Below are 25,259 nucleotides of genomic sequence, written 5' to 3' on the forward strand. Positions count from 1 at the left end.
AGTATCTGCTCTCGCGGCCCGCGTGACGAGGCCGCGCCGTGCGATCAGTCGACGTCGTTGAGCTGGCCGGCGAGGGCCGCGACGCTGCGTCGGATCTCGGCGTAGATGGCGCGGACGCGGGCGTGGCCGCCGTCCTCCGCGCGGCGGGCCCACTCCTCGAACGACAGCCGGATGATGAGCGCGATCGATGCGATGCCCGCGCGCGAGCCGAGAGCATCGGCATCCTCCCCTGCGGCGGCGATCGCGGCGGCGGTGAGCCGGTCGGCCTGCTCGGCCTCGTTCCGCAGCGCCAGGGCGAGCAGCGTCGGCTCACTGCCGACGAGGCGCCGCACCCGGAGCGCACGCGGATGCTCGTCGGCGTGGGAGTCGAAGTGGTCGATCAGGACCAGCCAGCTCTGCTCGATCGCCTGCACCAGCGGCACGCCCGACGCGATCGCCTCTGCGACGTCGCGCTCGACGGCTGCGGCATCCTCGGCATCGCCGAAGACCGCCGCCTCCTTGGTCGGGAAGTAGCGGAAGAACGTACGCGGCGACGTTCCGGCGCGGCGGGCGATGTCGTCGACGGTGGTCCGGTGGACGCCGTGCTGCTCGAACAGCTCGATCGCGGCATCCGAGAGCTCCCGCAGCGTCTCGCGCCGGCGCCGCTCACGCAGGCCCTCGAGCGGAACGGGGGGAGCGGAGTCGGTCATGTCGACAATTCTCGCACACGCCGCCAAAGTGGCAGTCACTGCCATGTAGTATCGACAGGTCGGCACGACGGTGAGCCGACCCTCCGTCCGCACGATCCGAAGGCCCCCATGACTCTGCACGACTCCCGCCCCGACACCGCCGCTGTGCCCGCGGTCGCGGCTCCCGCCGTCCGCACCGGACCCGTGATCGCGCTCCTGGTCGCCGCCGCCTTCGTGGTGATCTTGAACGAGACCATCATGGGCGTCGCGCTCCCGCGCCTCATGGAGGCCCTCGCGATCACCGCCGCAACCGCGCAGTGGCTCACGACCGGCTTCCTGCTCACCATGGCCGTGGTGATCCCGCTCACCGGTTACCTGCTCGCGCGGTTCCCGCTGCGCGGCGTCTTCCTCACCGCCATGTCGCTGTTCGCCGTCGGCACGCTGATCGCGGCGCTGGCGCCGGGCTTCGGCATGCTGCTGACGGGCCGTGTCGTCCAGGCGTCGGGAACGGCGATCATGATGCCCCTGCTCATGACGACGGTGCTCAATGTCGTCCCGCCGAGTCACCGCGGCCGCATGATGGGCGTCATCAGCATCGTCATCGCCGTCGCACCCGCGATCGGTCCGACGGTCTCGGGGCTCATCCTGTCGGTCCTCGACTGGCGCTGGATGTTCTGGCTCGTGCTGCCCATCGCCCTGCTCGCCCTGGCGCTCGGCGCCCTCTGGGTGCGCAACGTCACCGAGACGCGCGACGCGAAGTTCGATCCGCTCTCGGTGGTCCTGTCGGCCGTCGGTTTCGGCGGTCTCATCTTCGGTCTCAGCTCGATCGGCGAGGCAGCCTCCGGGCACGCGCCGGTGCCGGTCTGGATCCCCCTCGTCATCGGCGCCCTGTCCCTCGCGACCTTCGTGGGTCGTCAGCTCCGCCTGCAGAAGACGGATGCGGCCCTGCTCGACCTGCGCACCTTCCAGTCGCGGTCCTTCAGCATCGCCGTCGCGCTCGTCGTCGTGGTCATGGCCGCGCTGTTCGGATCGCTCATCCTGCTGCCGATCTACCTGCAGCAGGTCCTCGCCCTCGACACCCTCACGGTGGGGCTCATGCTGCTTCCCGGCGGCATCCTGATGGGCATCATCGCGCCGATCGTCGGTGCGCTGTTCGACCGTTTCGGGCCGACGCCTCTCGTCATCCCCGGCATGTTCGTGGCCTCCGCGGCGCTGTGGGGCATGACCACGTTCGACGCCTCGACCACGATCGGGTGGGTCATCGCCGTGCACGTGACGCTGAACCTCGGCCTCGGCTGCGTCTTCACGCCGCTCCTCACGTCGGCGCTCGGCTCGCTTCCGAGCAGGCTCTACTCGCACGGCAGCGCGACGGTCGGGACGCTCCAGCAGGTCGCCGGTGCCGCCGGCACGGCGCTGTTCGTCACGCTCATGTCGGTCGGTGCGGCCCAGGCTGCCGAGTCGGGAGCGGATGCCGTCGCGGCGACCGCGACCGGTGTGCACACCGCATTCTTCGTCGGTGCGATCATCGCCTCAGCGGCCGTCGTGCTCACGTTCTTCGTGCGCCGCCCTGCGAACGCTGCCGAACCGGTCGCCGCCGCGCACTGAGCCGGCACTCCTCTCGGGCCTCAGCGGGCCGGCACTCGTGCGTCAGCGCGTGGGCGCCGGCCCGCTGCTGTCGCGGACGACCAGCTCCGTCGGGATCAGCGTCGTCTCGCCCGTCGGGGTGGGGTCGGCGATCTGGGCGAGCAGGCGTTCCATCGCCACGCGCCCCACGTCGCGGAAGTTCTGGCGCACGGAGGAGAGCGGCGGCCAGAACGCGCGGGCCTCATCCATGTCGTCGAAGCCCACGACGCTGACATCGCCCGGTATCGCTCGTCCGAGCTCGTGGAGCGCGCGCATCGTGCCGAGGGCCATCTGGTCGTTGGCGGCGAAGATCGCCGTCACTTCGGGGCGTCGTCCGAGCTCGAGCCCGATGCGGTAGCCCGAATCGGTCGACCAGTCGCCGTGCACCACCGCCGGAGGTTCGATGCCCGCACCACGAAGGGTCGCGGCCCACGATTCGGTGCGGTGCGTCGCCGAGAACGACGACGCCGGCCCGGCGATGTGCCAGACCTGGCGGTGGCCGAGGTCGAGCAGGTGCTGCGTGGCGAGGCGGGCCCCGAGCGCCTGGTCGGTGTCGACGACGGTGAAGCCGGAACCGGCGTTCGAGTCGATCACGACGACGGGCAGGCCCACCGGCAGGGTGATCTCGACCCGGTCGAGCAGGGAGGCTTCGAAGATGATGATGATCCCGTCGACGGCCTGCTCGCTCAGGCGGCGATAGGCGCCGGTGACCGACCCGAGCGTCGGGTCGGGGACCGGCATGAGGGTCACGCTGTAGTCCGCCGCGGCGGCCTCGGTCGCGATCGCGTCGAGAGTGCGGACGTTGCCGAGCGTCTCGAGGGTGAACATGATGACGCCGACGGTGTGGAACCGGCCGTACTTGAGTGCCCGCGCCGCGCCATTGGGCCGGTAGCCGACCGCACGCATCGAGTCGAGCACGCGGGATCGCGTCGTCTCGTCGACGTTGCTCAACCCGTTCGAGACCCGCGACACCGTCTGCGACGAGACGCCGGCGTGCCGGGCGACATCGGCCATCGACGCGGCCCGGCGGCGCGGCCGTGCCGGGGGAGGGTCAGTCGTCGTCATGCTGTGCAGCCTCGTTGTCTTCCGTCGGAATCCACTCTTCCATGATTACGCAAACATGTTATGCTCGCCACCGGAATGTTCGCGTAAACATTCTGCATCTCGGTCAACGAACGGACTTTGATCATGACGACGGCGTCAGCACCCCCCTCGCCCCCGACGGCGTTCGCCTTGCCCGCCCGGCGGCGCACCCGCCGCGACTGGCGGGGCTGGGCATTCGTCGGCCCGTTCATGATCGTCTTCCTCGCGGTCCTCGTGGCACCGGTCGTGTACGCGCTCTATCTCACGCTGTTCCGCCAGCAGCTCGTCGGCGGCAACGGCTTCGTCGGCCTCGACAACTACATCGCGCTGTTCCAGGACGCCAAGTTCTGGGAGTCACTGTGGCGCGTCACCCTCTTCCTGGTCGTCCAGGTGCCGATCATGCTCGTCCTGTCGCTGGTCGCGGCCCTCGCGATCGACAGTGCACGCCTGCACGGGTCGTCTTTCTTCCGCATCGCGATCTTCCTGCCCTACGCCGTGCCCGGTGTCGTGGCAGCCCTCATCTGGGGCTTCATCTACGGCAACCAGTTCGGCCTGTCGGGCTCGATCAACGACCTCATCGGGTTCGAGTTCCTGCGGCCGTTCAGCGCCGATTGGATCCTCGCGTCGATCGGCAACATCGTCACGTGGGAGTTCATGGGCTACAACATGCTCATCTTCTACGCCGCGCTGAAGGTGATCCCCACCGAGCTCTACGAAGCCGCCGAGATCGACGGGGCCGGCCAGTTCCGCATCATCTCGGGCATCAAGATCCCGTCGCTGCGCGGTTCGATCGTCATCGCCACGATCTTCTCGATCATCGGCAGCTTCCAGCTGTTCAACGAGCCGAACCTGCTGAAGAACCTCGCGCCGAACGTCATCTCCAGTTTCTTCACCCCGAACATGTACGCCTACAACCTCTCGTTCGCAGGTCAGCAGTTCAACTACTCCGCCACCGTCGCGATCGTGATGGGCGTGATCACGGCGACCATCGCCTACATCGTGCAGTTGCGCGGCTCACGACAGGAGGTGCGTTGAGATGACCGCGACGCAGACGCTCACCGCCCCCGCCCGCCCCCGCTCGAAGCGGCCCACCTATGTGCGTCGCACGCCTCCGCGTCAGCGCAAGTCGATCGCCCTGACGATCGTGATGGCGATCTTCGTCATCTACTCGGTCGTGCCGCTCGCCTGGCTGCTGATCAACGCGACGAAGGATCAGGCAGACCTCTTCTCCACCTTCGGTCTCTGGTTCGGCCCCGATTTCGCCCTCTGGCAGAACATCGTCGACACGGTCACGTACCGCGACGGGATCTTCGTCCAGTGGTTCGGCAACACGCTGCTCTACGTCGTCGTGGGAGCCGGCGGTGCGACGCTGCTCGCCACGGTGGCCGGGTACGGAATGGCGAAGTACAACTTCCCCGGCCGCCGGGCCGTGTTCGCGGTCGTCCTGGGAGCCATCGCGATCCCGGGCACCGCGCTGGCCGTGCCGACCTTCTTGATGTTCAGTCAGCTGGGACTCACGAACACCCCGTGGGCGGTCATCCTGCCCTCGCTGATCAGCCCGTTCGGCCTCTACCTGATCTGGACGTACGCGGTCGACGCCGTTCCCACGGAGCTCCTCGAGGCGGCCCGGATGGACGGCTCGGGGGAGTTCCGGACCTTCTTCACGATCTCGCTCCGGCTGCTCGCCCCCGGCATCGTCACGGTGCTGCTGTTCGCGGTGGTGGCGACCTGGAACAACTACTTCCTTCCCCTCATCATGCTGAGCGAGCCGACCTGGTACCCGCTCACCGTCGGCCTCAGCCAGTGGAGCGCGCAGGCCACCGGTGTCGCCGCCCAGCCGATCTACAACCTGGTCATCACCGGATCGCTCCTCACGATCATCCCGATCGTGATCGCGTTCCTCGTCCTGCAGCGCTTCTGGCAGTCCGGCCTGAGCGCAGGAAGTGTCAAGCAGTGACCCCCGCGACCGTCATCCTCCTCATCCCTTCACAGTGCAGTGGAACAACGAAAGGCAACAAGATGTCCTCCATCACCCGATCACGGCCGCGCACGGTCGTGGCCGCCACGGCGTCGGTTCTGGCGCTCGGCCTCGCTCTCGCCGGCTGCGGCGCGAGCACACCCGACACCGCCGCCCCCGGGGCCAACGCCGATGAGCTCGCCGCAGCGCTCGAAGAGGGCGGCACCATCACCTACTGGAGCTGGACGCCGTCCGCCGAGGCCCAGGTCGCCGCATTCGAGAAGGCGTACCCGAACGTCGACGTGAAGCTCGTGAACGCCGGCACGAACACCGAGGAGTACACCAAGCTCCAGAACGCGATCACGGCCGGATCGGGCGCACCCGACGTCGCGCAGGTCGAGTACTACGCGATTCCGCAGTTCGCCCTGTCGGAGTCGCTCGTCGACCTCGCCCCTTACGGTTTCGGCGACCTCGAGGACCAGTACACTCCCGGCCCGTGGGGCGCTGTGACCGTCGGCGACGCTGTCTACGGCCTGCCGCAGGACTCCGGCCCCATGGCGATGTTCTACAACGCGACCGTCTTCGACAAGTACGGCATCGACGTTCCGACCACGTACGACGAGTACGTCGCCGCGGCCGAGAAGCTGCACGCCGCCGACCCCGACGCCTACATCACCTCGGACACCGGCGACGCCGGCTTCGCGACGAGCATGATGTGGCAGGCCGGCGGCAAGCCGTTCAGCGCCGACGGCACGAACGTGACCGTCAACCTCCAGGACGAGGGCTCCAAGAAGTGGGCCGACAGCTGGAACCGTCTCGTCGACGGCAAGCTGCTCGCCACGACGCCCGGCTGGAGCGACGAGTGGTACCGCGCCCTCGGCGACGGCACGATCGCGACCCTTCTGACCGGTGCATGGATGCCGGGTGTGCTGGAGTCCTCGGTGCCCGAGGCCGCCGGTGACTGGCGTGTGGCCCCGATGCCGACGTACGACGGAACCCCCGTGACGGCCGAGAACGGCGGCGGTGGCCAGGTCGTCCTGAAGCAGAGCAAGAACCCGGCGCTCGCTGCGGCCTTCCTGAAGTGGCTGAACTCCGACCCGGCATCCATCGAGGTGTTCCTCGCCTCGGGCGGGTTCCCCGCGACGACGGCGGACCTGCAGTCGGACGAGTTCCTCGCCAAGGCGCCCGAGTACTTCGGCGGCCAGAAGATCAACGAGGTCCTCGTCGACGCCGCGAACAACGTGCCCACCGGATGGCAGTACCTCCCGTACCAGGTGTACGCGAACAGCATCTTCGGTGACACCGTCGGCCAGTCGTACCTGTCGTCCGGAGACCTGAACGAGGGACTCTCGACCTGGCAGAAGCAGCTCGTCGACTACGGCAACCAGCAGGGCTTCACCGTCGAGTGACCCACCTCGAGGGGCGCGGCGCTCCGTCGCCGCGCCCCTCGTCGTCTCCCGTCTTTCCCCTACGCCACGGAGAACCATGCCCGACTTCCGCATCGGCGACGAGCACTTCGAGCTCGACGGCCGGCCGTTCCGCATCCTCGCGGGTGCCCTGCACTACTTCCGCGTGCATCCCGATCAGTGGCGCGACCGCATCCGCAAGGCGAAGCAGATGGGCCTCAACACGATCGAGACCTACGTCCCGTGGAACGCCCACGCGCCGCGCGAGGGCGAGTTCGATCTGACCGGCGCGCTCGACCTCGGCCGGTTCCTCGACGATGTGCAGGCCGAGGGGATGTACGCGATCGTCCGCCCGGGGCCGTACATCTGCGCGGAGTGGGACAACGGCGGGCTCCCGGCGTGGCTGTTCCGATCGGGGAGCGTCGGCATCCGTCGGAACGAACCGCGTTTTCTGTCCGCCGTCGAGGAGTACCTCCGTGCGTTGGCGCCCGTTCTCGTGCCCAGGCAGATCGACCGGGACGGCCCGATCCTGCTCGTGCAGATCGAGAACGAGTACGGTGCCTACGGCTCGGATGCCGACTACCTCGCCGCTCTCGTCGACCTCAATCGGGCGGTCGGTCTCACCGTGCCTTTCACGACCGTCGATCAGCCGACGCCCGAGATGCTCGAGGCGGGCAGCATCCCGGGCCTCCACAAGACCGCCTCGTTCGGCTCGCGCTCGCGGGAACGGCTGGCGACTCTTCGCGCCCATCAGAGCACCGGGCCCCTGATGTGCTCGGAGTTCTGGGACGGGTGGTTCGACCACTGGGGAGCCCACCACCACACGACCACGCCGGAGGAATCGGCGCGCGACCTCGACGACCTGCTCGCCCTCGGCGCCTCGGTCAACCTGTACATGTTCCACGGCGGCACGAACTTCGGCTTCACGAACGGTGCGAACGACAAGGGCGTGTACCAGCCACTCGTCACGAGCTACGACTACGACGCTCCGCTTGACGAGACCGGAGCCCCGACGGCCAAGTACTGGGCGTTCCGCGAGGTCCTCGCACGCTACGCAGACGTCGGCGACGCGCCCTCGGGCCGCGCCCCCGCGCCCACCCCGACGGCCCGGATCACCCGGACCGTGCCCCTCGACGAGGTCGCCGACGACCTCGGCGTGTGGCACGACCGCGCCGAACCGCCCACGATGGACGACCTCGAGGCCTACACCGGCTTCGCGCTGTATCGCACCCGGATCGATGCCCCCGGGCGCGGGGTGCTGCATGTGGGGGAGGTGCGCGACCGCGCTGTCGTCCGCGTCGACGGCGCCACGATCGGGGTGCTGGCCCGAGACCATCACGACACGTCGCTCGCGCTGCCGGCGGACGCGAGCGGAACCCTCGATCTCCTCGTGGAAGACCAGGGCCGCGTGAACTACGGCCCCCGCATCGGCGAGCCCAAAGGCCTGCTCGGCGGCGTGAGCGTCGACGGGCGTCCCCTCGCCGACTGGCGCGTGCTGCCCCTCGACCTCACCGACCTCGATCCGGTGCGGTCCGCGCTCGACGCCGCGCCGGAGCGCGACCGCCTCGCCGGCCCCTGCTTCGGTCGTGCCGACATCGAGCTCGCCGAACCCGCCGACCTGTTCCTGCGCACGTCGGGTTGGGGCAAGGGCGTCGCCTGGATCAACGGCTTCCCGCTCGGCCGCTACTGGTCGCGCGGCCCGCAGCACACGCTGTACGTGCCGGCATCCGCTCTTCGCGCCGGTCGCAACGAGCTCATCGTCTTCGAGCTGCACGCCGGCTCGGGCGAGGTCGTCTTCTCGGCGGCGCCCGACCTCGGGCACACGGACTTCTGAGGGTCAGCCCGCCGTCGAGGCCCGGACGATCAGCTCGGGCGGGAAGACGGTCTGACGGGGGATGCTGCCCGGGTCATCGGCCTCCTCGAGGACGATGCGCAGCGCGGTGCGGCCGATCATGCGGCTCGGCTGCCGGATGGACGAGAGCGGCACAGCCGCGGCGCCCGCGAACGGGATGTCGTCGAAGCCGATGATCGCGATGTCGCCCGGAACCGATGCGCGCCCGTCGATGACGAGCGCCTGCAGGAGCCCCAGGGCGAGGAGATCGTTGGCGGCGAAGAGCGCATCGGGCCACTCTCGGCGCGGCCTCGCCAGGAGGCGCGCGCCCGCAGCGGCGCCCTCGTCGACCGTCATGGCGCCGGTCGCGACGACCTCGAGGTCGACGTGGGCCCCGGCGTTCTCCGCCGCGGCGCGAGCGCCCGCGAGGCGGTCGGTGACCTGGCGGATGTCGAACGGTCCGCCGACGAACGCGATGCGCCGTCGCCCGGTCTCGATGAGGTGCTCGACGGCCAGGCGACCCCCGGCGACGCTGTCGACGGAGACCGAGGAGAACCGGCCGTCGCCGCTGAACCGGTCGACGAGCACGGCCGCGATACCGCTCGCGCGGAGGCGCTGCAGCCGTGCGGTGACGTCGCCGTACGGGGCGATGAGCAGCCCGCGCACCTGCTGCTCCTGGAACAGGTCGAGGTACATACGCTCCCGCGAGACGTCCTCGTCGGTATTGCCGTAGAGGATCGCGATGCCGTGGCGGGTCGCCTCGTCTTCGGCGCCGCGGACGACGTCGTTGTAGAACGGGTTCTGCCCGTCGAGCACGACGAAGCCGACGGTCGTCGAGATGCCGGCGCGCAGTTTTCGTGCCGCATCGTTGCGGATGTATCCGAGTTCCTCGATGGCGCGCGTGACGCGTTCGACCGATTCGGAGGAGACCTCTTCGGGGCGGTTCAAGACGTTGGAGACCGTCCCGACGGAGACGCCCGCGCGCTCGGCGACGTCGCGAATGCGGACCGGCATGGCACCTCCTTGTTCCACCGGGGTCACGATTCGGTCACTGTCGCTGGGCGACTTGACCGTGGGAGTTCGTTTCCATACAGTAGCGTGAAATCGTCCTGAATCGATTCAGGCACTGATCAAACCCGACACTCACCCTCAATGAGGAGGCATCCGTGGTCTTCGCCGCCGATCCACAGAGCTCACCGCCCGCGCTCGAACTGACGCGCGTCGTGAAGTCGTTCGGCCCCGTCGTCGCCCTGCGGTCGGGAAGCCTCCGCCTCGCATCGGGGTCGATCCATGCGCTCGTCGGCGAGAACGGCGCCGGCAAGTCCACGCTCGTCAAGATCATCGCCGGCCTGTACCGCCGCGACTCGGGGGAGTTCACCCTCGGCGGCGAGTCCGTCGACTTCACGAGCACCGCCCAGTCGAAAGCGGCGGGGATCGCGGTCATCTACCAGGAGCCGACGCTCTTCCCCGACCTCTCCGTCACGGAGAACATCTTCATGGGTCGTCAGCCGACCAACCGCGTCGGACGCATCGACCGCAAGGCGATGCGCGACGAGGCCGCCCGCATCTTCGACCGGCTGGGCGTGGGACTCGACCCCGACCGGGTGACCGAAGGACTGTCGATCGCCGATCAGCAGATCATCGAGATCGCCAAGGCCATCTCGCTCGACGCCCGCGTGCTGATCATGGACGAGCCGACCGCTGCCCTCTCGGGCGTCGAGGTCGAGCGCCTGTTCGCCGTCGCCCGCAGCCTCCGCGACGAGGGCCGCGCGCTGCTGTTCATCTCCCACCGCTTCGATGAGGTCTTCGCGCTCTGCGACACCGTGACGGTCATGCGCGACGGGGCATACGTCGACACGACCGTCCTCGCCGACACGACCGTCGACGAACTCGTCCGCCAGATGGTCGGCCGCGACGTGACCGAGCTCTTCCCGAAGCTCCCCGCCGAGGTCGGCGAGGTGGTGCTGTCGGTCACCGGGCTCACCCGCCGCGGCGTGTTCAGCGACATCTCGTTCGAGCTCCGTGCGGGGGAGATCGTCGGCCTCGCCGGTCTCGTCGGCGCCGGGCGCAGCGAGGTCGCGCGGGCGATCTTCGGCGTCGACACGTATGAGTCGGGATCGGTGACGCTCCACGGGGCGAACCTGCCCAAGGGCAACCCGCAGAAGGCGACCGCCCGCGGCGTGGCGCTCGTCCCGGAAGACCGCCGCAAGCAGGGCCTCGTGCTCGAAGACGGCGTCTCGCGCAACATCACGCTCGCGATCCGGTCGAAGCTCGCGAAGTGGGGCCTGATCTGGACGGGGCTCGAGAACTCGGCCGCCCGGGTCTGGGCGAGCCGGCTCGAGGTCAAGACGTCTGCTCTGGATGCCGAGACCGGCACCCTGTCGGGAGGCAACCAGCAGAAGGTCGTCCTCGGCAAGTGGCTCGCGACCGAGCCCACGGTGCTCATCGTCGACGAGCCGACCCGCGGCATCGACGTGGGCACCAAGTCCGAGGTCCACCGTCTCCTCAGCGAACTGGCTCAGCAGGGCCTGGCGATTCTGATGATCTCGTCGGAGTTGCCCGAAGTCCTCGGGATGGCCGATCGCGTCCTCGTGATGCGGGAGGGCAGGCTCACCGGAGAGTTCACGCGAGCCGAAGCGACACCCGAAGCCGTGATGTTCGCGGCGACAGCGGACGCGGAGGCCGCAGCATGACCACCACCACCACCACGACGCGCCGCCCTGCCGCGGCCGAGACGAACGGCCTCGGCCGCGCCGTCCGACAGATCGCGACCGCACGGGAGACCGGCATCGCCGTGGCCCTCGTGCTCGTCGTCGTCGCCGCCACCGCCGCGAACCCGAACTTCCTGTTCTCGGCCGACGGCTTCCGCGACCTCCTGCTCACACCGTCGCTGCTCCTTCTCGTCGCCGTCGGACAGGCGATCGTCATCATCACCCGGAGCGTCGACCTGTCGGTCGGCTCCGTGGTCGGGCTGACGGCCTATCTCACCGGGCGGCTCTTCATCGACATGGAGGGCCTCCCCGCCATCGTCGTCTTCGTCGCCGGTGTCGCCCTCGGCGCGCTCCTCGGCGCGATCAACGGCCTCCTCGTGGCATGGGCGAAGGTGCCGGCTCTCGTCATCACGCTCGGCACGATGTACATCTACCGCGGCATCAACGTCGCCTGGGCTGGCAGCGACCGCATCAACGCGTCGGACCTGCCGCGCGATTTCCGGGGCCTCGGCACCGAGCAGGTGATCGGCATTCCGATCCTGACCATCATCGCGGTCATCGTCCTGATCGCCGGGGCGTGGTACCTGCGCAACATGCGCGCCGGTCGCGAGCTGTACGCGATCGGCTCCGACCCCGCGGCTGCGCACCTCTACGGACTCCGCGTGAACCGCCGGGTGATCACGGCGTTCGTCGTCTCGGGCGCCCTCTCGGGGCTCGCGGGCGTGCTCTACGCCGCGCGCTACGGAACCGTGAGCTCGGCGGCCGGCTTCGGCTGGGAGCTGCAGGCGATCGGTGCGGCCGTGATCGGCGGCGTCGCCATCTCCGGCGGTGTGGGAACGGTGTGGGGCGCCGCCATCGGCGCATTCCTCCTCCTCACGATCAACCGGGCCCTCCCGATCCTCGGCATCGACGACTTCTGGCAGCGCGCCGTCGTCGGCATCCTCATCCTCGGCTCGATCGTGCTCGACCGCGTCCTCGCCGTCCGCCAGCATCGACGACTCATCGCACAACGGGAGGACGACCGATGACCGCCGTCACCACGGGTACCGCCACCACACGGACCTACCACGACCACGGCCGGCCCCTCTGGCGTCGCGCGCTGCTCACCCGCGAGGCGACCATCATCGGCGTGCTGATCCTCGTCGTCGTCGTCGCTCTCGGTACGGTCCGCAATTTCGACAGCCCACTGACGGTGACCTACCTGCTGCGCGACATCGCGCCGATCCTGCTCATCGCCCTGCCGATGACCCTCATCATCATCACCGAGGAGATCGACCTGTCGGTGGCGAGCATCGTGGGGCTCTCGAGCGTCACGACCGGCATCCTCACCCAGGCGGGGCTGCCCTTCCCCGCGGCGGCGTTCGTCGCGATCGTCGTCGGCGCCCTCGCCGGCATCGTGAACGGGTTCCTCGTGACCGTGGTCGGGCTGCCCTCGCTCGCCGTGACGATCGGCACGCTCGCCCTCTTCCGCGGCATCGCCGTCGGACTCCTCGGCACGACCGCGATCACCGACTTCCCCGAGGAGTGGACCGACCTCGCGAAGGCCAACATCCCCGGCACGCCGATCCCCGTCGTGATCATCCCGTTCGTGATCCTCGCCCTCGTATTCGCGGTGCTCCTGCACTTCACGCCGTTCGGTCGCTCGCTCTACGCGATCGGTCTGAACAAAGAGGCCGCCCACTTCTCGGGCATCAACGTCGCACGCAGCAAGTTCCTGCTCTTCGTCATGTCGGGGGCCGTCTCGGGCTTCGCAGGCGTCTACTTCACGCTGCTGTACTCCAACGCCCGCGGCGACAACGCGATGGGCATGGAGCTCCAGATCATCGCAGCCGTCCTCCTCGGCGGCGTCTCGATCTTCGGCGGACGCGGTGCGCTGCACGGCGTCATCGCCGGAGTGCTGCTCATCGGCATCCTGGGCAGCGCCCTGCGCCTGGCGGGAGTGACCAGCGACATCATCAACGTCATCACGGGAGTGCTTCTCATCCTCTCCGTGGTGTCGGCAAGTCTCCTCGCATGGCTGCACAAGAGCAGGGCCGCGGCCATCGGGCGAAGAAAAGGACGACGCGACGCCGAAAGCGCCGCCGGTCCGACTCGATAGAACCACGCGAACCCTCGCACCACGGAAGGAAACAATGATGTTCGGATTCACGCGCACGCGCCGTGTCGGTGTCGTCACCGCGCTCGCCATCGGTGCCACTCTCGTCATCGCCGGCTGCAGCGCCGGTGGCGGCGGAGGCACCCCGGCTCCGGGAGAAGGCGGCGGCGACGCCGACGTCTCGATCACGATGCTGCCGAAGAACCTCGGCAACCCGTACTTCGACACCTCCAGCTCGGGCGCCGAGGAGGCGGCTGAAGAGTTCGGCGGGCAGTTCGAAGAGGTCGGCCCCTCCGAGGCCAGCCCCACCTCGCAGGTGCAGTACATCCAGACCGCCGCCCAGCAGGGCACCGGAGCGCTCGTCGTCTCGGCGAACGACCCCGAGGCGATCTGCGACGCGCTCGACGAGGCCCGCTCGGCCGAGGTCAAGGTCGTCACGTTCGACTCCGACACGAACCCCGAGTGCCGTGACCTGTTCATCAACCAGGCCACCTCCGAGGGCATCGCCAAGGTGCAGGTCGACCTCATCGCCGAGCAGATCGGCGACGCCGGTCAGGTCGCCGTGCTGTCGGCATCCGCCAACGCGACGAACCAGAACGCCTGGATCGAGCTCATGAAGAGCGAGTTCGAGGCCAGCCACCCCGACATCGAGCTGGTCGAGGTCGTCTACGGCGACGACGACGACCAGACCTCGTTCGACAAGACGGCCGCGCTCCTGCAGACCTACCCGGAGCTCAAGGGCATCATCTCGCCCACCACGGTCGGCATCGCCGCCGCGGCGCGCTACCTGTCGACGTCGGACTTCAAGGGCAAGGTCGCGCTGACCGGACTCGGCACCCCGAACCAGATGCGCGAGTACGTCGAGGACGGCACCGTCACGTCGTTCGCACTGTGGAACCCGGCTGACCTCGGCTACCTCGCGACGTTCGCCGCGCAGGCGCTCGTCACCGGCGAGATCACCGGCGAAGAGGGCGACTCGTTCGAGGCCGGCAAGCTCGGTTCGTTCGAGGTCGGTGCCGACGGCACCGTGCTGCTCGGAGACCCGTTCGTCTTCGACGCGGAGAACATCGGCGACTTCGACTTCTGAGTCGGCGCCCGACTCCTGAGCCATCGACACGAAGGGCCTCGCGTGATGCGCGGGGCCCTTCGTCGTGCCCGGGCACTGTGCGCGGGGCTCACTCGGTCCGCCGCGCGCGGCGCCCGATGACGGCGGTCATGATGAGCCCGGTCGCCAGGAGCGCGCCGGCGCCGAGGTTCCAGATCAGGTCGTAGGGGAGGAGGTCGACGCCGTACCGGATCTGGTGCAGCCGGAGGATCTTGTGGTCGACGACGCCGTCCCACAGCTGGAACGTCCCGAGCCCGACGAGGAAACCCGCCCATGCTGCCGCCGGCCAGATGCTGCGGCGACGGCGCGCGTCGAGCAGGAGGAAGACACCGGCGACGAAACCGAACAGCTCGGTGGCGTGCAGGAGGCCGTCGGACACGATCCCGATCTCCCTCGTCGCGCCGTCGTAGAAGTGGTGCCATTGCAACAGCTGGTGGAAGACGATCTCGTCGACCGCGGCCATCGCCGCCATGCCGAGGAGGAACCCGGCGGCGAAGGAGCGGTTGCGCCAGGCGGATCCGCGCCGCCACGTCGCGCGTCGGTCGGTCGTCGTCATGCGAGTGCTCCTGTCGCGCGGGGGCGGGTCTCGGCACGGACATGCCGGCGACCGGTGACCCGGTACCACTCCGCGCAGAGCAAGACGATCAGCACGCCGTCGACGAGGTCTCCGCCGTAGAACATGATCTCGGCGCCGACGCGCGCGTCCGCGGCCACGGCTCCGGTGGGCGCATCGACATAGATGAGTTTCGCGAGGATGCCGTGCGCGGCGACGGCTGCCCAGAGCACGACCGCCCGCACGGCGAGCGACGCGCGGTGCGGTGCCGGGTCGACGGGCACGATCGCGGCGGTGAACAGGAACCCCGAAGCGAGGAAGTGCAGCGACATCACCGTGTGGCCGAGCGGAGCGGCGCCCAGGGCCTCGCCCAGGGGCGTGCGGTGCAGCGCCCAGAGTCCGCCCACGGTGAGCATCGCCGCCGTCACGGGATGGCCGGCGACCCGTACGAGTCTGCTGCGGAGCAGCCGGCTCAGCCGGCGCGCCGGGGTGACGGCCAGGGCGCGAAGCGCCAGCGTGATCGGTGCGCTGACGACGAGCAGCAGAGGTGCCGCCATCCCCGTCAGGACGTGCACCGTCATGTGCGCCGCGACGCTGTCGTGCGCGAGATCGGCGAGCGGTCCGACGAACCCCGCGGCGGCGATCGCGATCCCGAGGGACCACGTCGCCATCCGCCAGAGCGGCCAGCCGCGGTCGCGTCGGCGGTCCTGGATCGCCGCGCCCAGGTAGGCCGCCAGTGCGACGGCGAAGGGGACCAGCAGGGCGAGCGTCAGCATCCCGCCGCCGGCGCCGTGCCCGTGCTGGTCCATCATCTGCCGCGGGGGGTCAGACGTCTTCAGGGGCGAGGTCGCCCTCGCCGTCCTCGCCGAGCTCGGCGATGATGGGGTCGTCGCCCTGCGTCTCGGGATGCAAGTTGTCGTCGCCGGAGGCGTCGTCGCCCACCGGCCGGCCTTCGAACTCGGCGTCGGCGGCGTCCGTCGCACCCACCGTCGTGTCGCCGAGCGGCGCGTCGGCGGGATCGATGGTGATCTCGCTGGGCGTGGAATCGTCGTTCAGGCTCATCGTCGCTCCTTCGTGTCGCGGCGCCCGCCGGTCGGCGGACTCGACGAGTGTGCCGCGCGGGTGGGCAGGTCACGACGGGGTGTCGCCGGCCGCGCGATGCCGCTACCCTGCGATCCCCGCTCGATAGGGATCCCCGCTCGACACCCCCGCTCGACACCCCCGCTCGACAGGGGAGCGCCGAGCCCCCACGATCGAGGAGTGACCACACGACTGCTCCTCCTCTCCGACACGCACATCCCCGGCCGGGCCCGGGCGCTGCCGGACGCTGTCCTCCGCGCCGCCGACGACGCGGATCTCATCGTCCACGCGGGCGACTGGGTCTCGGTATCCGTCCTCGACGAGCTCGAGATGCACGGCGACGTGCTCGGCGTGTACGGCAACAACGACGGCGACGACCTCCGCGGGAGGCTCCCCGAGGTTGCGCGGCGGGTCATCGAGGGCGTGCGGGTCGCGGTCGTGCACGAGACCGGAGGGGCGACCCGCCGCGAGCAGCGGATGGATGCCGCGTACCCGGACACCGACCTGCTGGTCTTCGGTCACAGCCACATCCCCTGGGATACGACCACCCCGGGCGGACTCCGCCTCCTCAACCCGGGTTCGCCGACCGACCGGCGACGCCAGCCCGATCACACCCTCCTCCGCGTCACCGTCGACAGCGGAGCGCTGACCGAGGTCGAGCTCGTGCGCCTCTGACGTTCCGCGACGTGCATCCCTCCCGCGAAGGAGTATCGTCTACCCGGTATTGCTAGATAAGCGAGGGAAATGTCATGGCCAAGGAATCGCGCCGCTGGCTCGGGCTGGTCTTCATCAGCGTCGCCGTCTCCCTGATCATCGTCGACTCGACGATCGTCAACGTGGCGGTGCCGTCGATCGTCGAGGAGCTGCAGATCACCTCGACGGAGGTCCAGTGGGTCCAGGAGGCATACACCCTCGTCTTCGCCTCGCTCCTGCTCCTGTTCGGCGCTTTCGCCGACCGGTTCGGACGGCGCCGCGTCATGCTCATCGGCGTGACCGTCTTCGCCGCGTCGTCGGTGCTGGCGGGACTCGCCCCGAACGGGGAGCTGCTGATCCTCGCGCGGCTGGTGCAGGGCGTCGGCGGGGCGATGATCCTCCCCACCACACTCTCGCTCATCAACTCGACGTTCCGCGGCAAAGAGCGCGGGATCGCCTTCGCCGTCTGGGGGTCGACGATCGGCGGCATGGCCGCGGTGGGCCCGCTCCTCGGCGGGTGGCTCACGACCGCCTTCTCGTGGCGCTGGGCGTTCGGCATCAACGTGCCGCTCGGAGCGATCATCATCGTGGGCGTGCTGCTGACGGTCGCCGAGTCGCGGGAGCGCGTGCGGCGTCCCATCGACGGCGTGGGCGCACTCCTGTCGGTCTTTCTCTTCGGGTTCCTCGTGTTCGGCCTCATCGAGGGCCGGTCGTTCGGATGGTGGACGACAGAGGAGGGGCTCTCGATCGGCGGGCGGACCTGGCCGCTCAGCGTCTCGCCGATCCCGTTCGCGTTCGCGACGTCGGCTCTCTCGCTGGCAGCCTTCATCTGGTGGGGTCTCGCGAGGGCGCGGGCGGGTCGCAGCTCGCTCATCGACTTCTCGCTGTTCCGCACGGCATCGTTCCGCAACGGCAACGTGGCGGCGCTGGTCGTCTCCCTGGGCGAGTTCGGCATCATCTTGTCCCTGCCGCTGTGGCTGCAGTTCGTCCTCGGCTTCGACGCTCTCCAGGTCGGCTTCCTCCTGCTGGCGCTCGCCGCCGGCTCGTTCTTCGCCAGCGGCGCGGCGGGAGCCCTGTCGAACCGGATCCCGGCCGTCGTGATCGTGCGGGTCGGCATCGCCGCCGAGATCGTCGGCATCGTCTGGGTGGGTCTGATCGTCGGTCCGGATGCCGCATGGGGATGGCTGATCCCTGCGCTCGGCGTCTACGGTTTCGGGGTCGGGCTCGCCACGGCCCAGCTCACCGGCGTCGTCCTGCAGGACATCCCGGTGGAGCAGTCGGGTCAGGCCTCGGGCACGCAGTCGACCGCGCGGCAGGTCGGGTCGGCGCTCGGCGTCGCGATCCTCGGCACCGTGCTGTTCACCACCACGAGCGGACTCCTGGGCTCGTCGCTCGACGATGCCGGCGCTCCCGCCGCCCAGCGCGATCAGGTCGTCGCCGCCGTCGTCGATTCCGCCGGAGCGGCGATCGACGGTCTCGCCGCCGATCCGGCGACCGCGTCGTATGCGGATGCCGCCCGCGCGGCGTTCTCGGACGGCACCCGGGCGTCCGCCTTCACCGCCGCCGGGTTCCTCACAATCGGGCTCGCGGCGACGCTGGCGCTCGGCGGCTCGCGTCCGTCGCGGCGCGAGGCCGATGGTGCGGGGGAGCGAGCCGCGGCAGACGCGACCCCCTGAGGCCGCGAACTACGATCGGAGGGTCCGCTCGCGTCCCCCGGAGGTCTTCTGTGTCCGATGCCGTCCTGCCCGAGTCCGCCGATCCTGATCGTTCCGTCGCCCCGGCAGGCACGGCGGCCCGGGGGCACGCCGACGACCTCGCCGACTTCGTGGCGGCGTCGCCGTCGAGCTACCACGCCGCGGCCGAGGTGGCCCGTCGGCTTCGGGGCGCCGGCTTCCGTGAGCTGAGCGAGCGCGACGCGTGGCCCTCGCAGCCCGGCGGCCGCTTCTTCGTCGTCCGCGACGGCGCGGTGATCGGCTGGGTGGTTCCGGCAACCGCCGATGCGGCCACGGGGGTGCACATCTTCGGCGCCCACAGCGATTCGCCGGCCTTCAAGCTGAAGCCCCGGCCGACGACCGGCTCGCTCGGCTGGCTGCAGGCCGGCGTCGAGGTCTACGGCGGGCCGCTGCTGAACTCCTGGCTCGACCGGGAGCTCCGCCTCGCGGGACGCCTCGTCCTCGACGACGGGTCGAGCGTCCTCGCCGCCACCGGGCCCCTCCTGCGGCTGCCGCAGCTCGCGATCCACCTCGATCGCGAGGTCAACGACGGCCTGGCGCTCGACCGTCAGCGTCAGACGCAGCCCGTGTGGGGGCTCGGCGAAGCGGACTCCGCCGATCTCCTCGGTGAGCTCGCCCGCCATGCCGAGGTGGATGCCGCCCGCATCCGCGGCTACGACGTCGTGACCGCCGACGCGGCGCGCGGGGAGGTGTTCGGGCATGACGACGTGTTCTTCGCGTCAGGCCGGCTCGACGACCTGGCCTCGGTCCACGCCGGCGTCGTCGCCCTGGGGCGGGCCGCCGACGGCTTCGACGGCGCCCGGATCGCGATGCTCGCCGTCTTCGATCACGAGGAGGTGGGCTCCGCCACGCGGTCGGGCGCCGCAGGACCGTTCCTCGCCGACGTCCTCGAGCGCGTGCAGGTCTCGCTCGGCGCCGACCGCGAACAGCAGTTCCGCGCCCTGGCGGGCTCCTGGTGCGTCTCGAGCGATGTCGGCCACGCGGTGCACCCGAATTACGCCGACAAGCACGACCCGGTCGTGCAGCCCCGTCTGGGCTCGGGACCGATCCTCAAGATCAACGCCAACCAGCGTTACGCGACCGACGGCGTCGGCGCTGCCGCCTGGAACGGCTGGTGCGCCGCCGCGGGCGTCGGCAGCCAGGAGTTCGTCTCGAACAACGCGGTGCCCTGCGGGTCGACCATCGGCCCCATCACGGCCACGCGTCTCGGAATCGCGACGGTCGATGTCGGCATCCCGATCCTGTCGATGCACTCCGCGCGCGAACTGGCCGGCGTCAGCGACCTGGCGGATCTGCGCCGCGTCGCCGAGGTCTTCTTCACGAGCTGAGTTTTGTTCCCGATCCGGTTCCGGCTTCCGAAACGACGGATGCCACGGGGCGCACCCGATCAGGTGCATCCCCGTGGCATCCACGGTTCGTGAGGGTCAGTACCAGCCGACCGACTTCGAGTGTCCCCAGGCGCCGCAGGGGCTGCCGTAGCGACCGTCGATGTAGCCGAGCCCCCAGGCGATCTGCGTCGCCGGATTGGTACGCCAGTCGCTGCCGGCGCTGCCCATCTTGCTGCCGGGGAGCGCCTGCGGGATGCCGTACGCACCGCTCGACGGGTTCGACGCCTTGTAGTTCCAGGACGATTCCTTGTTCCACAGCGAGACGAGGCACGAGAACTGGTCGTCGCCCCAGCCGTAGCCACCCAGCATGCTGCGGGCGGTGGACTGCGCGGCTCCCGCGCTGGTCCCGCTCGCCGCGCGCGGGGCGCTGGACGACGATGAGGAGGACGACGAAGACGACGACGAGGAAGACGAGGACGACGAGGACGACGAGGCTTCTTCCGCTGCGGCCTCCGCGGCCGCGGCTTCTTCGGCGGCCTTGCGCTCGGCGGCGGCCTTGGCTTCGGCCTTGCGCTTGGCTTCGGCGGCCTTGCGCTCCTTCTCCTTCTCGACGGCGGCGTCGAGGCGTCCGCGCAGTGCGCTCGCCTCCTCACCGACCTGAGCGGCCTCGGCATCGACCTCGGCAGCGGCGTCATCGGCGTCGAACAGCGGAAGGCTGGTCAGCGTCTCGAGGGTGTCGACCGCGGTCAGGAGGTCCGACGTGTCGACGGCGGTGTCCTTCGTGCCGACATCGAGTCCGGACTTCTTGATGTCGGCGGTGACATCCTTTGACGCGGCGATCGCGGCATCCGCCTTCGTGAGGGCGGTCTCGGCGACCGGGGCCGGCGGCGTGGTGAGTGCGGTGTCGAGAGTCTCGGGCAACGCCGTGCGGAACGATGCGAGCGCGTACGTGACCTGAGCGGGCTCGGAGTCCTGTGCCGCGGAGGGCACCGGTGCCATGGCAGTCGCGCTGGCGGCGACGACGAGGGTCGCGGTGATGGTGGTCGCGACGAGCAGGGGGCGGCGGCGGAGTCGACGTTCGGTGAGGCGGTTGGAGCGGCGGGTGGCGTGCGAAGTCGTGTCAGTAGGCATGAAGTGAGGAGCGTTTCGTGTCGGGAAAGCGCGTCGTGACGACGCGTGTGACCGTTCGGGCGGGCACAAGTCGTCGAGTCTGGCCCACGTTCCTGGACGCTTCCCTTGTGTTCCCTGGACGCCGCATGTCAGGCAAAAGTGCGAAAAGTCCCGGTCATGCGCCCCCGATCGCACCTATGAGTTCGTCGGGAGACGGCCGCCGCCGCCCGTTACCGATATATCGTTGACTATCGGTAACCACTCTGAAGGAGACCTCATGAGCAATCCATTCGGCAGCAGCTTCTCGGGCAGCGGCTTCGGCGGCAACACCCCCGGCTTCGGCATCGGCAACCTGGGCGCCGGCGTCTGGGAGGCCGTCGACCAGCTCCGCACGGCCTTCGAGCACCGTCCCGCCACCCCGCGGATGAGCCGCGGGGATGTCCGCGCCGCCGTGCTCGCCCTTCTGGCCGAGCGCCCCATGCACGGGTACCAGATCATCCAGGAGATCGACGAGCGCAGCAACGGCTCGTGGAAGCCGAGCGCGGGGTCGGTCTATCCGACCCTTCAGCTCCTCGCCGACGAGGGCCTCATCACCGCGGAGGAAGCGGGCGGACGCAAGACGTACGCGCTGACCGACCACGGCCGCGCAGAGACCGAAGCCACCGGCACGAAGTCCGCGCCCTGGGAGAGCACCCCCAAAGAGAACGTGCGGATGACCGCTCTTCCCAAGGCGGGCGTCGAGCTGGCACAGGCAGCCGCGCAGGTCGCGCGAACCGGCACCCCCGAGCAGGTGCAGCAGGCGGTCGACGTCATCGACGACGCACGTCGTCGGCTGTACGCGCTGCTCGCTCAGGGCTGAGCCGCGTGGCACGGGGGCGTCGGGTCGATTTCCCCGACGACCGCTCAGCACGCCGCCGGTACCGCCGTATCCTGCGCTTCGCCGCGCGGGCACTGGCGGTCACCTGGTGGTTCGAACTGTTCCTTCCGCGCATCGGACTCGGCGCGCTGGGAGCGCGCGGCCGCGCCGTGCGCCTGCAGCGCATCGCGCGGCGCTTCCACGCCCTCGCGGTCGACCTCGGCGGACTGATGATCAAGGTGGGGCAGTTCATGTCGTCGCGCCTCGACGTGCTGCCCCCCGAGATCACGAAAGAGCTCGAGGGCCTGCAGGACGAAGTGCCCGCCGTCTCGTTCGACGGCATCCGGTCTGTGGCTGAGGGGCAGCTGGGCGTCCCGCTGACCCGCGCGTTCGAGCGCTTCGATCCCGCCCCCGTGGCCGCCGCCTCGCTGGGCCAGGCCCATCGTGCCCGCCTCTCATCGGAGGATGCCGAGCAGTCGGGCCTCAGCGATGTCATCGTCAAGGTGCAGCGCCCCGGCATTCAGCTCATCGTCGACACCGACCTGGCCGCACTGCGGCGGGTCGGCGGCTGGCTCACACGCGTGCGGATCGTCTCCGATCGCGTCGATGCGCCGGCGCTGGTCGAGGAGTTCGCGGTGACGAGCCTCGAAGAGATCGACTACCTCAACGAAGCCGCCAACGCCGAGCGGTTCGCGGCGAACTTCGCCGGCGACGAGCGCGTCGGTGTGCCCGGCATCGTGTGGGAGCGGACCTCGCGCCGCACACTCACGCTCGAGGACGTGTCGGCCATCAAGATCACCGACCATGAGGCGCTGCAGGCGGCGGGCATCGATCCGGCCGAGGTCGCCGCGGTCTTCGCCTCGGTGATGTTCGACCAGGTTTTCGCCCACGGGTTCTTCCACGCCGACCCCCACCCGGGCAACATCTTCGTCACCCGGATTCCGAAGGAGACGCCGCAATCGCGCAGCTGGCGCCTCACGTTCATCGACTTCGGGATGATGGGCGAGGTTCCACCGACCCTCCGCAGCGGTCTCCGGCGCCTGATGATCGCCGTCGCCTCTCGCGACGGGGCAGCGCTCGTGCAGAGCATTCGCGATGTGGGCGTGCTGCTTCCCTCCGCCGACACGACCGAGCTCGAGCGCGCCATGACCCAGCTGTTCGCGCGCTTCGGCGGGATGGGGTTCGCGCAGCTGCGCGAGGTCGATCCTCGGGAGTTCCGCGCGTTCGCGATGGAGTTCCAGGACGTGGTGCGGAGCCTTCCGTTCCAGCTGCCCGAGAACTTCCTGCTCATCGTGCGTGCGATGTCGCTCACATCGGGTGTCTCGAGCGCGCTCGACCCGCAGTTCAACCTGTGGGATGCGGTCGAGCCCTACGCCGGGCGCCTGGTGCGCGAGGAGGGTGGCGGCGTCGTCCGCGACCTCGCCGCCCGCGCCGTCGCCTTCGTGGGCACGGCGGCGAAGCTCCCCGGTCACGTCGACGGCTTCCTGACCCGGTTCGAGGAAGGCAGGATCACCCGCGCCGACCCCGCCCTCGAGCGGCGCGTCGCCGGGCTCGAGCGACTGGGCCGCCGGACCCTCTCCGCGATGCTGTTCGCAGGGCTCTTCGTCGGCGGAGCGATCCTCCGACCCGACGACCCGGTCTTCGGCACCGTGCTCATGACCGGCTCGGTGCTCCCTCTGCTCCACTCCCTCTTCGGCGGGATCTTCGGGCGCCGACCCTGATCGCCGGCCGCGCCGTGCGGCGATCGGAGGGCCGGCGCCCGGCCTAGGATGAGGCCGACGCGCGATGCGCGAACGGGAGGCAGGACATGACCGAAGAGCGCACGACGTGGGTGCTCGTCGACGGCGAGAACATCGACGCGACGCTCGGGGGGTCGATCCTCGGCCGCCGCCCGCAGCCGGACGAGCGGCCGCGGTGGGACCGCATCCTCACCTACCTCGCCGGGCAGTGGAACCAGACCGCGCGAGGCCTGTTCTTCCTCAACGCGTCGACCAACCTGCCGATGTCGTTCGTTCAGGCGCTCCTCGCGATGGGCTACCAGCCTGTCCCGCTGGCGGGCGAGCCCGACGAGAAGGTCGTCGACGTCGCGATCCAGCGCACCCTGCAGGCGCTGCAGGACCGCGAGGGCGACGTCGTGCTCATCAGCCACGACGGCGACTTCGTCGACGACATGGGCGCACTCGCCGACGGTTCGCGCCGCCTGGGCGTCCTCGCCTTCGAGGAGTTCCGCAACGCGGGCTTCGCTCAGATCCCCGGCATCCGCTTCTTCGACCTCGAATACGACGCGCACGCCTTCGATGCGCAGCTGCCGCGCGTGCGCATCATCCCGATCGCCGAGTTCGATCCGCTCCAGTTCCTCCGCTGAGGCGGGTCAGGCGAAGCGCACCCAGTTCGCGCCCTGCCCGGTCTCGATTCGCTGACGCAGCTCGAGACGCTCGCCCGAGACGGCGTACAGCGACACGCTCGTCGAGCGCTCACCGGCCGCGACGAGCAGGTCGCGCTCGGGGCTCAGGGCGAATCCGCGCGGCTGCGTCTCGGTGACGGTGAACGACCCCGGCGCGGAGAGCGCGCCGTCCTCGCCGACGTCGACCGCCGCGAGGGTGCTCCCCGTGCGCTCCGAGGCCCAGAGCACGCCGTCACCGAGGTGCAGGTCCGCGCCCCAGACGTACCCGTTGGCGCGGGGATCCTCATCGATGACGCTGCGCCCGAGCGACAGCGCCGGGTCGTGGGCCGGAACGGCATCCGTCAGGGTCAGCGTGCCTGTCTCGGGGTCACGGCCGTAGCGGAGCACCTCGGCCGTGAACTCCGTCAGCACGTAGACCGCGTCGCCGGCATCCGACACGACGAGGTGGCGGGGGCCGCTGCCGCCGGGCGCGGGCGCCGACGCGGGCTCGAGCGCCTCGAGGGAGAGGTCGTCGGTGAGGGCGTACTGCGCGACGAGGTCGGCTTCGAGCGAGACGAAGTAGGCGAACCGGCCGTCAGCGCTCGCCGCCACGGAGTGGAGGCGCGGAAAGCTCACCTCGGCGGCCGGCTCACCGACCGCGCCGTCCTCGACAGGGCAGACGATGCCGTAGCCCCCGCTGTAGGCGGCACCCAGCAGGGCGGTGCCGTCGCGGGTGAGGGTCAGGTAGTTCATCGCGCCGCCCGGCAGGTCGCGGCGCGAGCGGAGAGCGAGCTCACCCGTCTCGCGGTCGATCGAGAGCGTGACGATGCCCGCCTCGGGGTGGTCTGAGTCGGGCTTCACCGAGGCGTAGACGAATCCGCGCCCGCCGTCGACGGCGAAGGTGGAGCACCCGGTCAGGCCGGGGGTCACCGTCATCCGCTCGAGATGACCGCCGTTCAGGCGGAAGGTGCTGAGGGAGCCGTCGGCCGCGTTGGCCACGAGGACGAGAGAAGAAGCCATACCCCGATCGTAGGACGATCGGCG

Annotated in this window: 23 protein-coding genes; 15 read left to right on the top strand and 8 right to left on the bottom strand. The window is 69.9% G+C overall.

The annotated features are described in order from the left end of the window. Window positions 1-44 precede the first annotated feature (44 nt). Window positions 45-689 (bottom strand): TetR family transcriptional regulator, encoded by a 645-nt coding sequence (locus ACJJV7_RS14010; RefSeq protein ID WP_405373728.1) that lies wholly within the window; start codon window positions 687-689, stop codon window positions 45-47. 108 nt (window positions 690-797) lie between these two features. On the opposite strand from ACJJV7_RS14010, the gene ACJJV7_RS14015 reads away from it, so the two are divergent. Beyond that, complete coding sequence (locus tag ACJJV7_RS14015) at window positions 798-2,273, top strand: MDR family MFS transporter (protein ID WP_405373726.1); 1,476 nt, start codon at window positions 798-800, stop codon at window positions 2,271-2,273. Window positions 2,274-2,315: 42 nt separating this feature from the next. Here ACJJV7_RS14015 and ACJJV7_RS14020 read toward each other — a convergent pair whose 3' ends face one another. Next, window positions 2,316-3,356 carry a LacI family DNA-binding transcriptional regulator gene (locus ACJJV7_RS14020; RefSeq protein ID WP_405373724.1) on the bottom strand — a complete coding sequence of 347 codons (1,041 nt, stop codon included), beginning with the start codon at window positions 3,354-3,356 and terminating at the stop codon, window positions 2,316-2,318. A gap of 123 nt (window positions 3,357-3,479) precedes the next feature. Here ACJJV7_RS14020 and ACJJV7_RS14025 point away from each other — a divergent pair, with 123 nt between their 5' ends. From ACJJV7_RS14025 to ACJJV7_RS14040, 4 genes are all read left to right on the top strand, one after another. Continuing rightward, window positions 3,480-4,409, top strand: coding sequence for a carbohydrate ABC transporter permease (locus tag ACJJV7_RS14025; protein WP_405373722.1), 930 nt, complete (start codon window positions 3,480-3,482; stop codon window positions 4,407-4,409). Window position 4,410: 1 nt separating this feature from the next. Next, window positions 4,411-5,331 (top strand): carbohydrate ABC transporter permease, encoded by a 921-nt coding sequence (locus ACJJV7_RS14030; RefSeq protein WP_405373720.1) that lies wholly within the window; start codon window positions 4,411-4,413, stop codon window positions 5,329-5,331. Between the two features lie 62 nt (window positions 5,332-5,393). Continuing rightward, window positions 5,394-6,740, top strand: coding sequence for an ABC transporter substrate-binding protein (locus tag ACJJV7_RS14035; protein ID WP_405373718.1), 1,347 nt, complete (start codon window positions 5,394-5,396; stop codon window positions 6,738-6,740). Window positions 6,741-6,816: 76 nt separating this feature from the next. Then, window positions 6,817-8,571, top strand: coding sequence for a glycoside hydrolase family 35 protein (locus tag ACJJV7_RS14040; protein ID WP_405373716.1), 1,755 nt, complete (start codon window positions 6,817-6,819; stop codon window positions 8,569-8,571). Window positions 8,572-8,574: 3 nt separating this feature from the next. Here the strand turns inward: ACJJV7_RS14040 and ACJJV7_RS14045 are convergent, their stop codons facing one another. Then, complete coding sequence (locus tag ACJJV7_RS14045; protein ID WP_405373714.1) at window positions 8,575-9,582, bottom strand: LacI family DNA-binding transcriptional regulator; 1,008 nt, start codon at window positions 9,580-9,582, stop codon at window positions 8,575-8,577. Between the two features lie 152 nt (window positions 9,583-9,734). On the opposite strand from ACJJV7_RS14045, the gene ACJJV7_RS14050 reads away from it, so the two are divergent. Genes ACJJV7_RS14050 through rhaS form a run of 4 tightly spaced genes read left to right on the top strand, consistent with a single transcriptional unit; the run spans window position 9,735 to window position 14,461 of the window. Then, a complete protein-coding gene (locus tag ACJJV7_RS14050; protein WP_405373712.1) occupies window positions 9,735-11,261 on the top strand; it encodes a sugar ABC transporter ATP-binding protein in 1,527 nt (508 codons plus the stop codon). Next, on the top strand, window positions 11,258-12,307 hold the full coding sequence (locus ACJJV7_RS14055) for an ABC transporter permease (RefSeq protein WP_405373710.1): 1,050 nt from the start codon (window positions 11,258-11,260) through the stop codon (window positions 12,305-12,307). The genes ACJJV7_RS14050 and ACJJV7_RS14055 overlap by 4 nt, the downstream gene beginning before the upstream one ends. Beyond that, the gene (locus tag ACJJV7_RS14060) at window positions 12,304-13,377 is read left to right on the top strand and encodes an ABC transporter permease (RefSeq protein WP_405373708.1); all 1,074 of its coding nucleotides are present in this window, start codon (window positions 12,304-12,306) and stop codon (window positions 13,375-13,377) included. Before ACJJV7_RS14055 ends, ACJJV7_RS14060 begins: the two co-directional genes overlap by 4 nt. A 37-nt stretch (window positions 13,378-13,414) precedes the next feature. After that, window positions 13,415-14,461 (top strand): rhamnose ABC transporter substrate-binding protein, encoded by a 1,047-nt coding sequence (rhaS, locus tag ACJJV7_RS14065; RefSeq protein ID WP_405373706.1) that lies wholly within the window; start codon window positions 13,415-13,417, stop codon window positions 14,459-14,461. Window positions 14,462-14,549: 88 nt separating this feature from the next. Here rhaS and ACJJV7_RS14070 read toward each other — a convergent pair whose 3' ends face one another. The 3 genes from ACJJV7_RS14070 to ACJJV7_RS14080 are packed head-to-tail and all read right to left on the bottom strand — an operon-like array spanning window position 14,550 to window position 16,094. After that, window positions 14,550-15,035: a DUF2243 domain-containing protein gene (locus ACJJV7_RS14070; RefSeq protein WP_405373704.1), complete on the bottom strand. Its 486-nt coding sequence runs from the start codon at window positions 15,033-15,035 to the stop codon at window positions 14,550-14,552. Next, on the bottom strand, window positions 15,032-15,844 hold the full coding sequence (locus ACJJV7_RS14075; RefSeq protein ID WP_405373702.1) for a cytochrome c oxidase assembly protein: 813 nt from the start codon (window positions 15,842-15,844) through the stop codon (window positions 15,032-15,034). The genes ACJJV7_RS14070 and ACJJV7_RS14075 overlap by 4 nt, the downstream gene beginning before the upstream one ends. A gap of 13 nt (window positions 15,845-15,857) precedes the next feature. Further along, window positions 15,858-16,094, bottom strand: coding sequence for a hypothetical protein (locus tag ACJJV7_RS14080; RefSeq protein WP_405373700.1), 237 nt, complete (start codon window positions 16,092-16,094; stop codon window positions 15,858-15,860). A 198-nt stretch (window positions 16,095-16,292) separates the two neighbouring features. Between ACJJV7_RS14080 and ACJJV7_RS14085 the strand changes: the two genes are divergently transcribed. From ACJJV7_RS14085 to ACJJV7_RS14095, 3 genes are all read left to right on the top strand, one after another. Next, window positions 16,293-16,787, top strand: a complete 495-nt coding sequence (locus ACJJV7_RS14085; RefSeq protein ID WP_405373698.1) for a metallophosphoesterase family protein — start codon at window positions 16,293-16,295, stop codon at window positions 16,785-16,787. A 74-nt stretch (window positions 16,788-16,861) separates the two neighbouring features. Continuing rightward, the gene (locus ACJJV7_RS14090) at window positions 16,862-18,481 is read left to right on the top strand and encodes a DHA2 family efflux MFS transporter permease subunit (protein ID WP_405373696.1); all 1,620 of its coding nucleotides are present in this window, start codon (window positions 16,862-16,864) and stop codon (window positions 18,479-18,481) included. Between the two features lie 65 nt (window positions 18,482-18,546). Next, window positions 18,547-19,866 carry a M18 family aminopeptidase gene (locus ACJJV7_RS14095; protein WP_405374911.1) on the top strand — a complete coding sequence of 440 codons (1,320 nt, stop codon included), beginning with the start codon at window positions 18,547-18,549 and terminating at the stop codon, window positions 19,864-19,866. Between the two features lie 96 nt (window positions 19,867-19,962). On the opposite strand, the gene ACJJV7_RS14100 is transcribed toward ACJJV7_RS14095, so the two are convergent. Beyond that, window positions 19,963-20,997, bottom strand: a complete 1,035-nt coding sequence (locus ACJJV7_RS14100; protein ID WP_405373695.1) for a hypothetical protein — start codon at window positions 20,995-20,997, stop codon at window positions 19,963-19,965. Between the two features lie 256 nt (window positions 20,998-21,253). On the opposite strand from ACJJV7_RS14100, the gene ACJJV7_RS14105 reads away from it, so the two are divergent. The 3 genes from ACJJV7_RS14105 to ACJJV7_RS14115 all read left to right on the top strand — a co-directional run bounded on the left by ACJJV7_RS14105 (window position 21,254) and on the right by ACJJV7_RS14115 (window position 24,197). Further along, window positions 21,254-21,835: a PadR family transcriptional regulator gene (locus tag ACJJV7_RS14105; RefSeq protein WP_405373693.1), complete on the top strand. Its 582-nt coding sequence runs from the start codon at window positions 21,254-21,256 to the stop codon at window positions 21,833-21,835. Next, the gene (locus tag ACJJV7_RS14110) at window positions 21,832-23,553 is read left to right on the top strand and encodes an ABC1 kinase family protein (RefSeq protein WP_405374909.1); all 1,722 of its coding nucleotides are present in this window, start codon (window positions 21,832-21,834) and stop codon (window positions 23,551-23,553) included. The genes ACJJV7_RS14105 and ACJJV7_RS14110 overlap by 4 nt, the downstream gene beginning before the upstream one ends. A gap of 86 nt (window positions 23,554-23,639) precedes the next feature. Beyond that, window positions 23,640-24,197 (top strand): NYN domain-containing protein, encoded by a 558-nt coding sequence (locus ACJJV7_RS14115; protein ID WP_405373691.1) that lies wholly within the window; start codon window positions 23,640-23,642, stop codon window positions 24,195-24,197. A gap of 6 nt (window positions 24,198-24,203) precedes the next feature. Here ACJJV7_RS14115 and ACJJV7_RS14120 read toward each other — a convergent pair whose 3' ends face one another. Next, window positions 24,204-25,235: a lactonase family protein gene (locus tag ACJJV7_RS14120; protein ID WP_405373689.1), complete on the bottom strand. Its 1,032-nt coding sequence runs from the start codon at window positions 25,233-25,235 to the stop codon at window positions 24,204-24,206. Window positions 25,236-25,259 lie beyond the last annotated feature (24 nt).

The organism is Microbacterium sp. Ld4 (assembly GCF_045066555.1).
Taxonomy (GTDB): domain Bacteria; phylum Actinomycetota; class Actinomycetes; order Actinomycetales; family Microbacteriaceae; genus Microbacterium.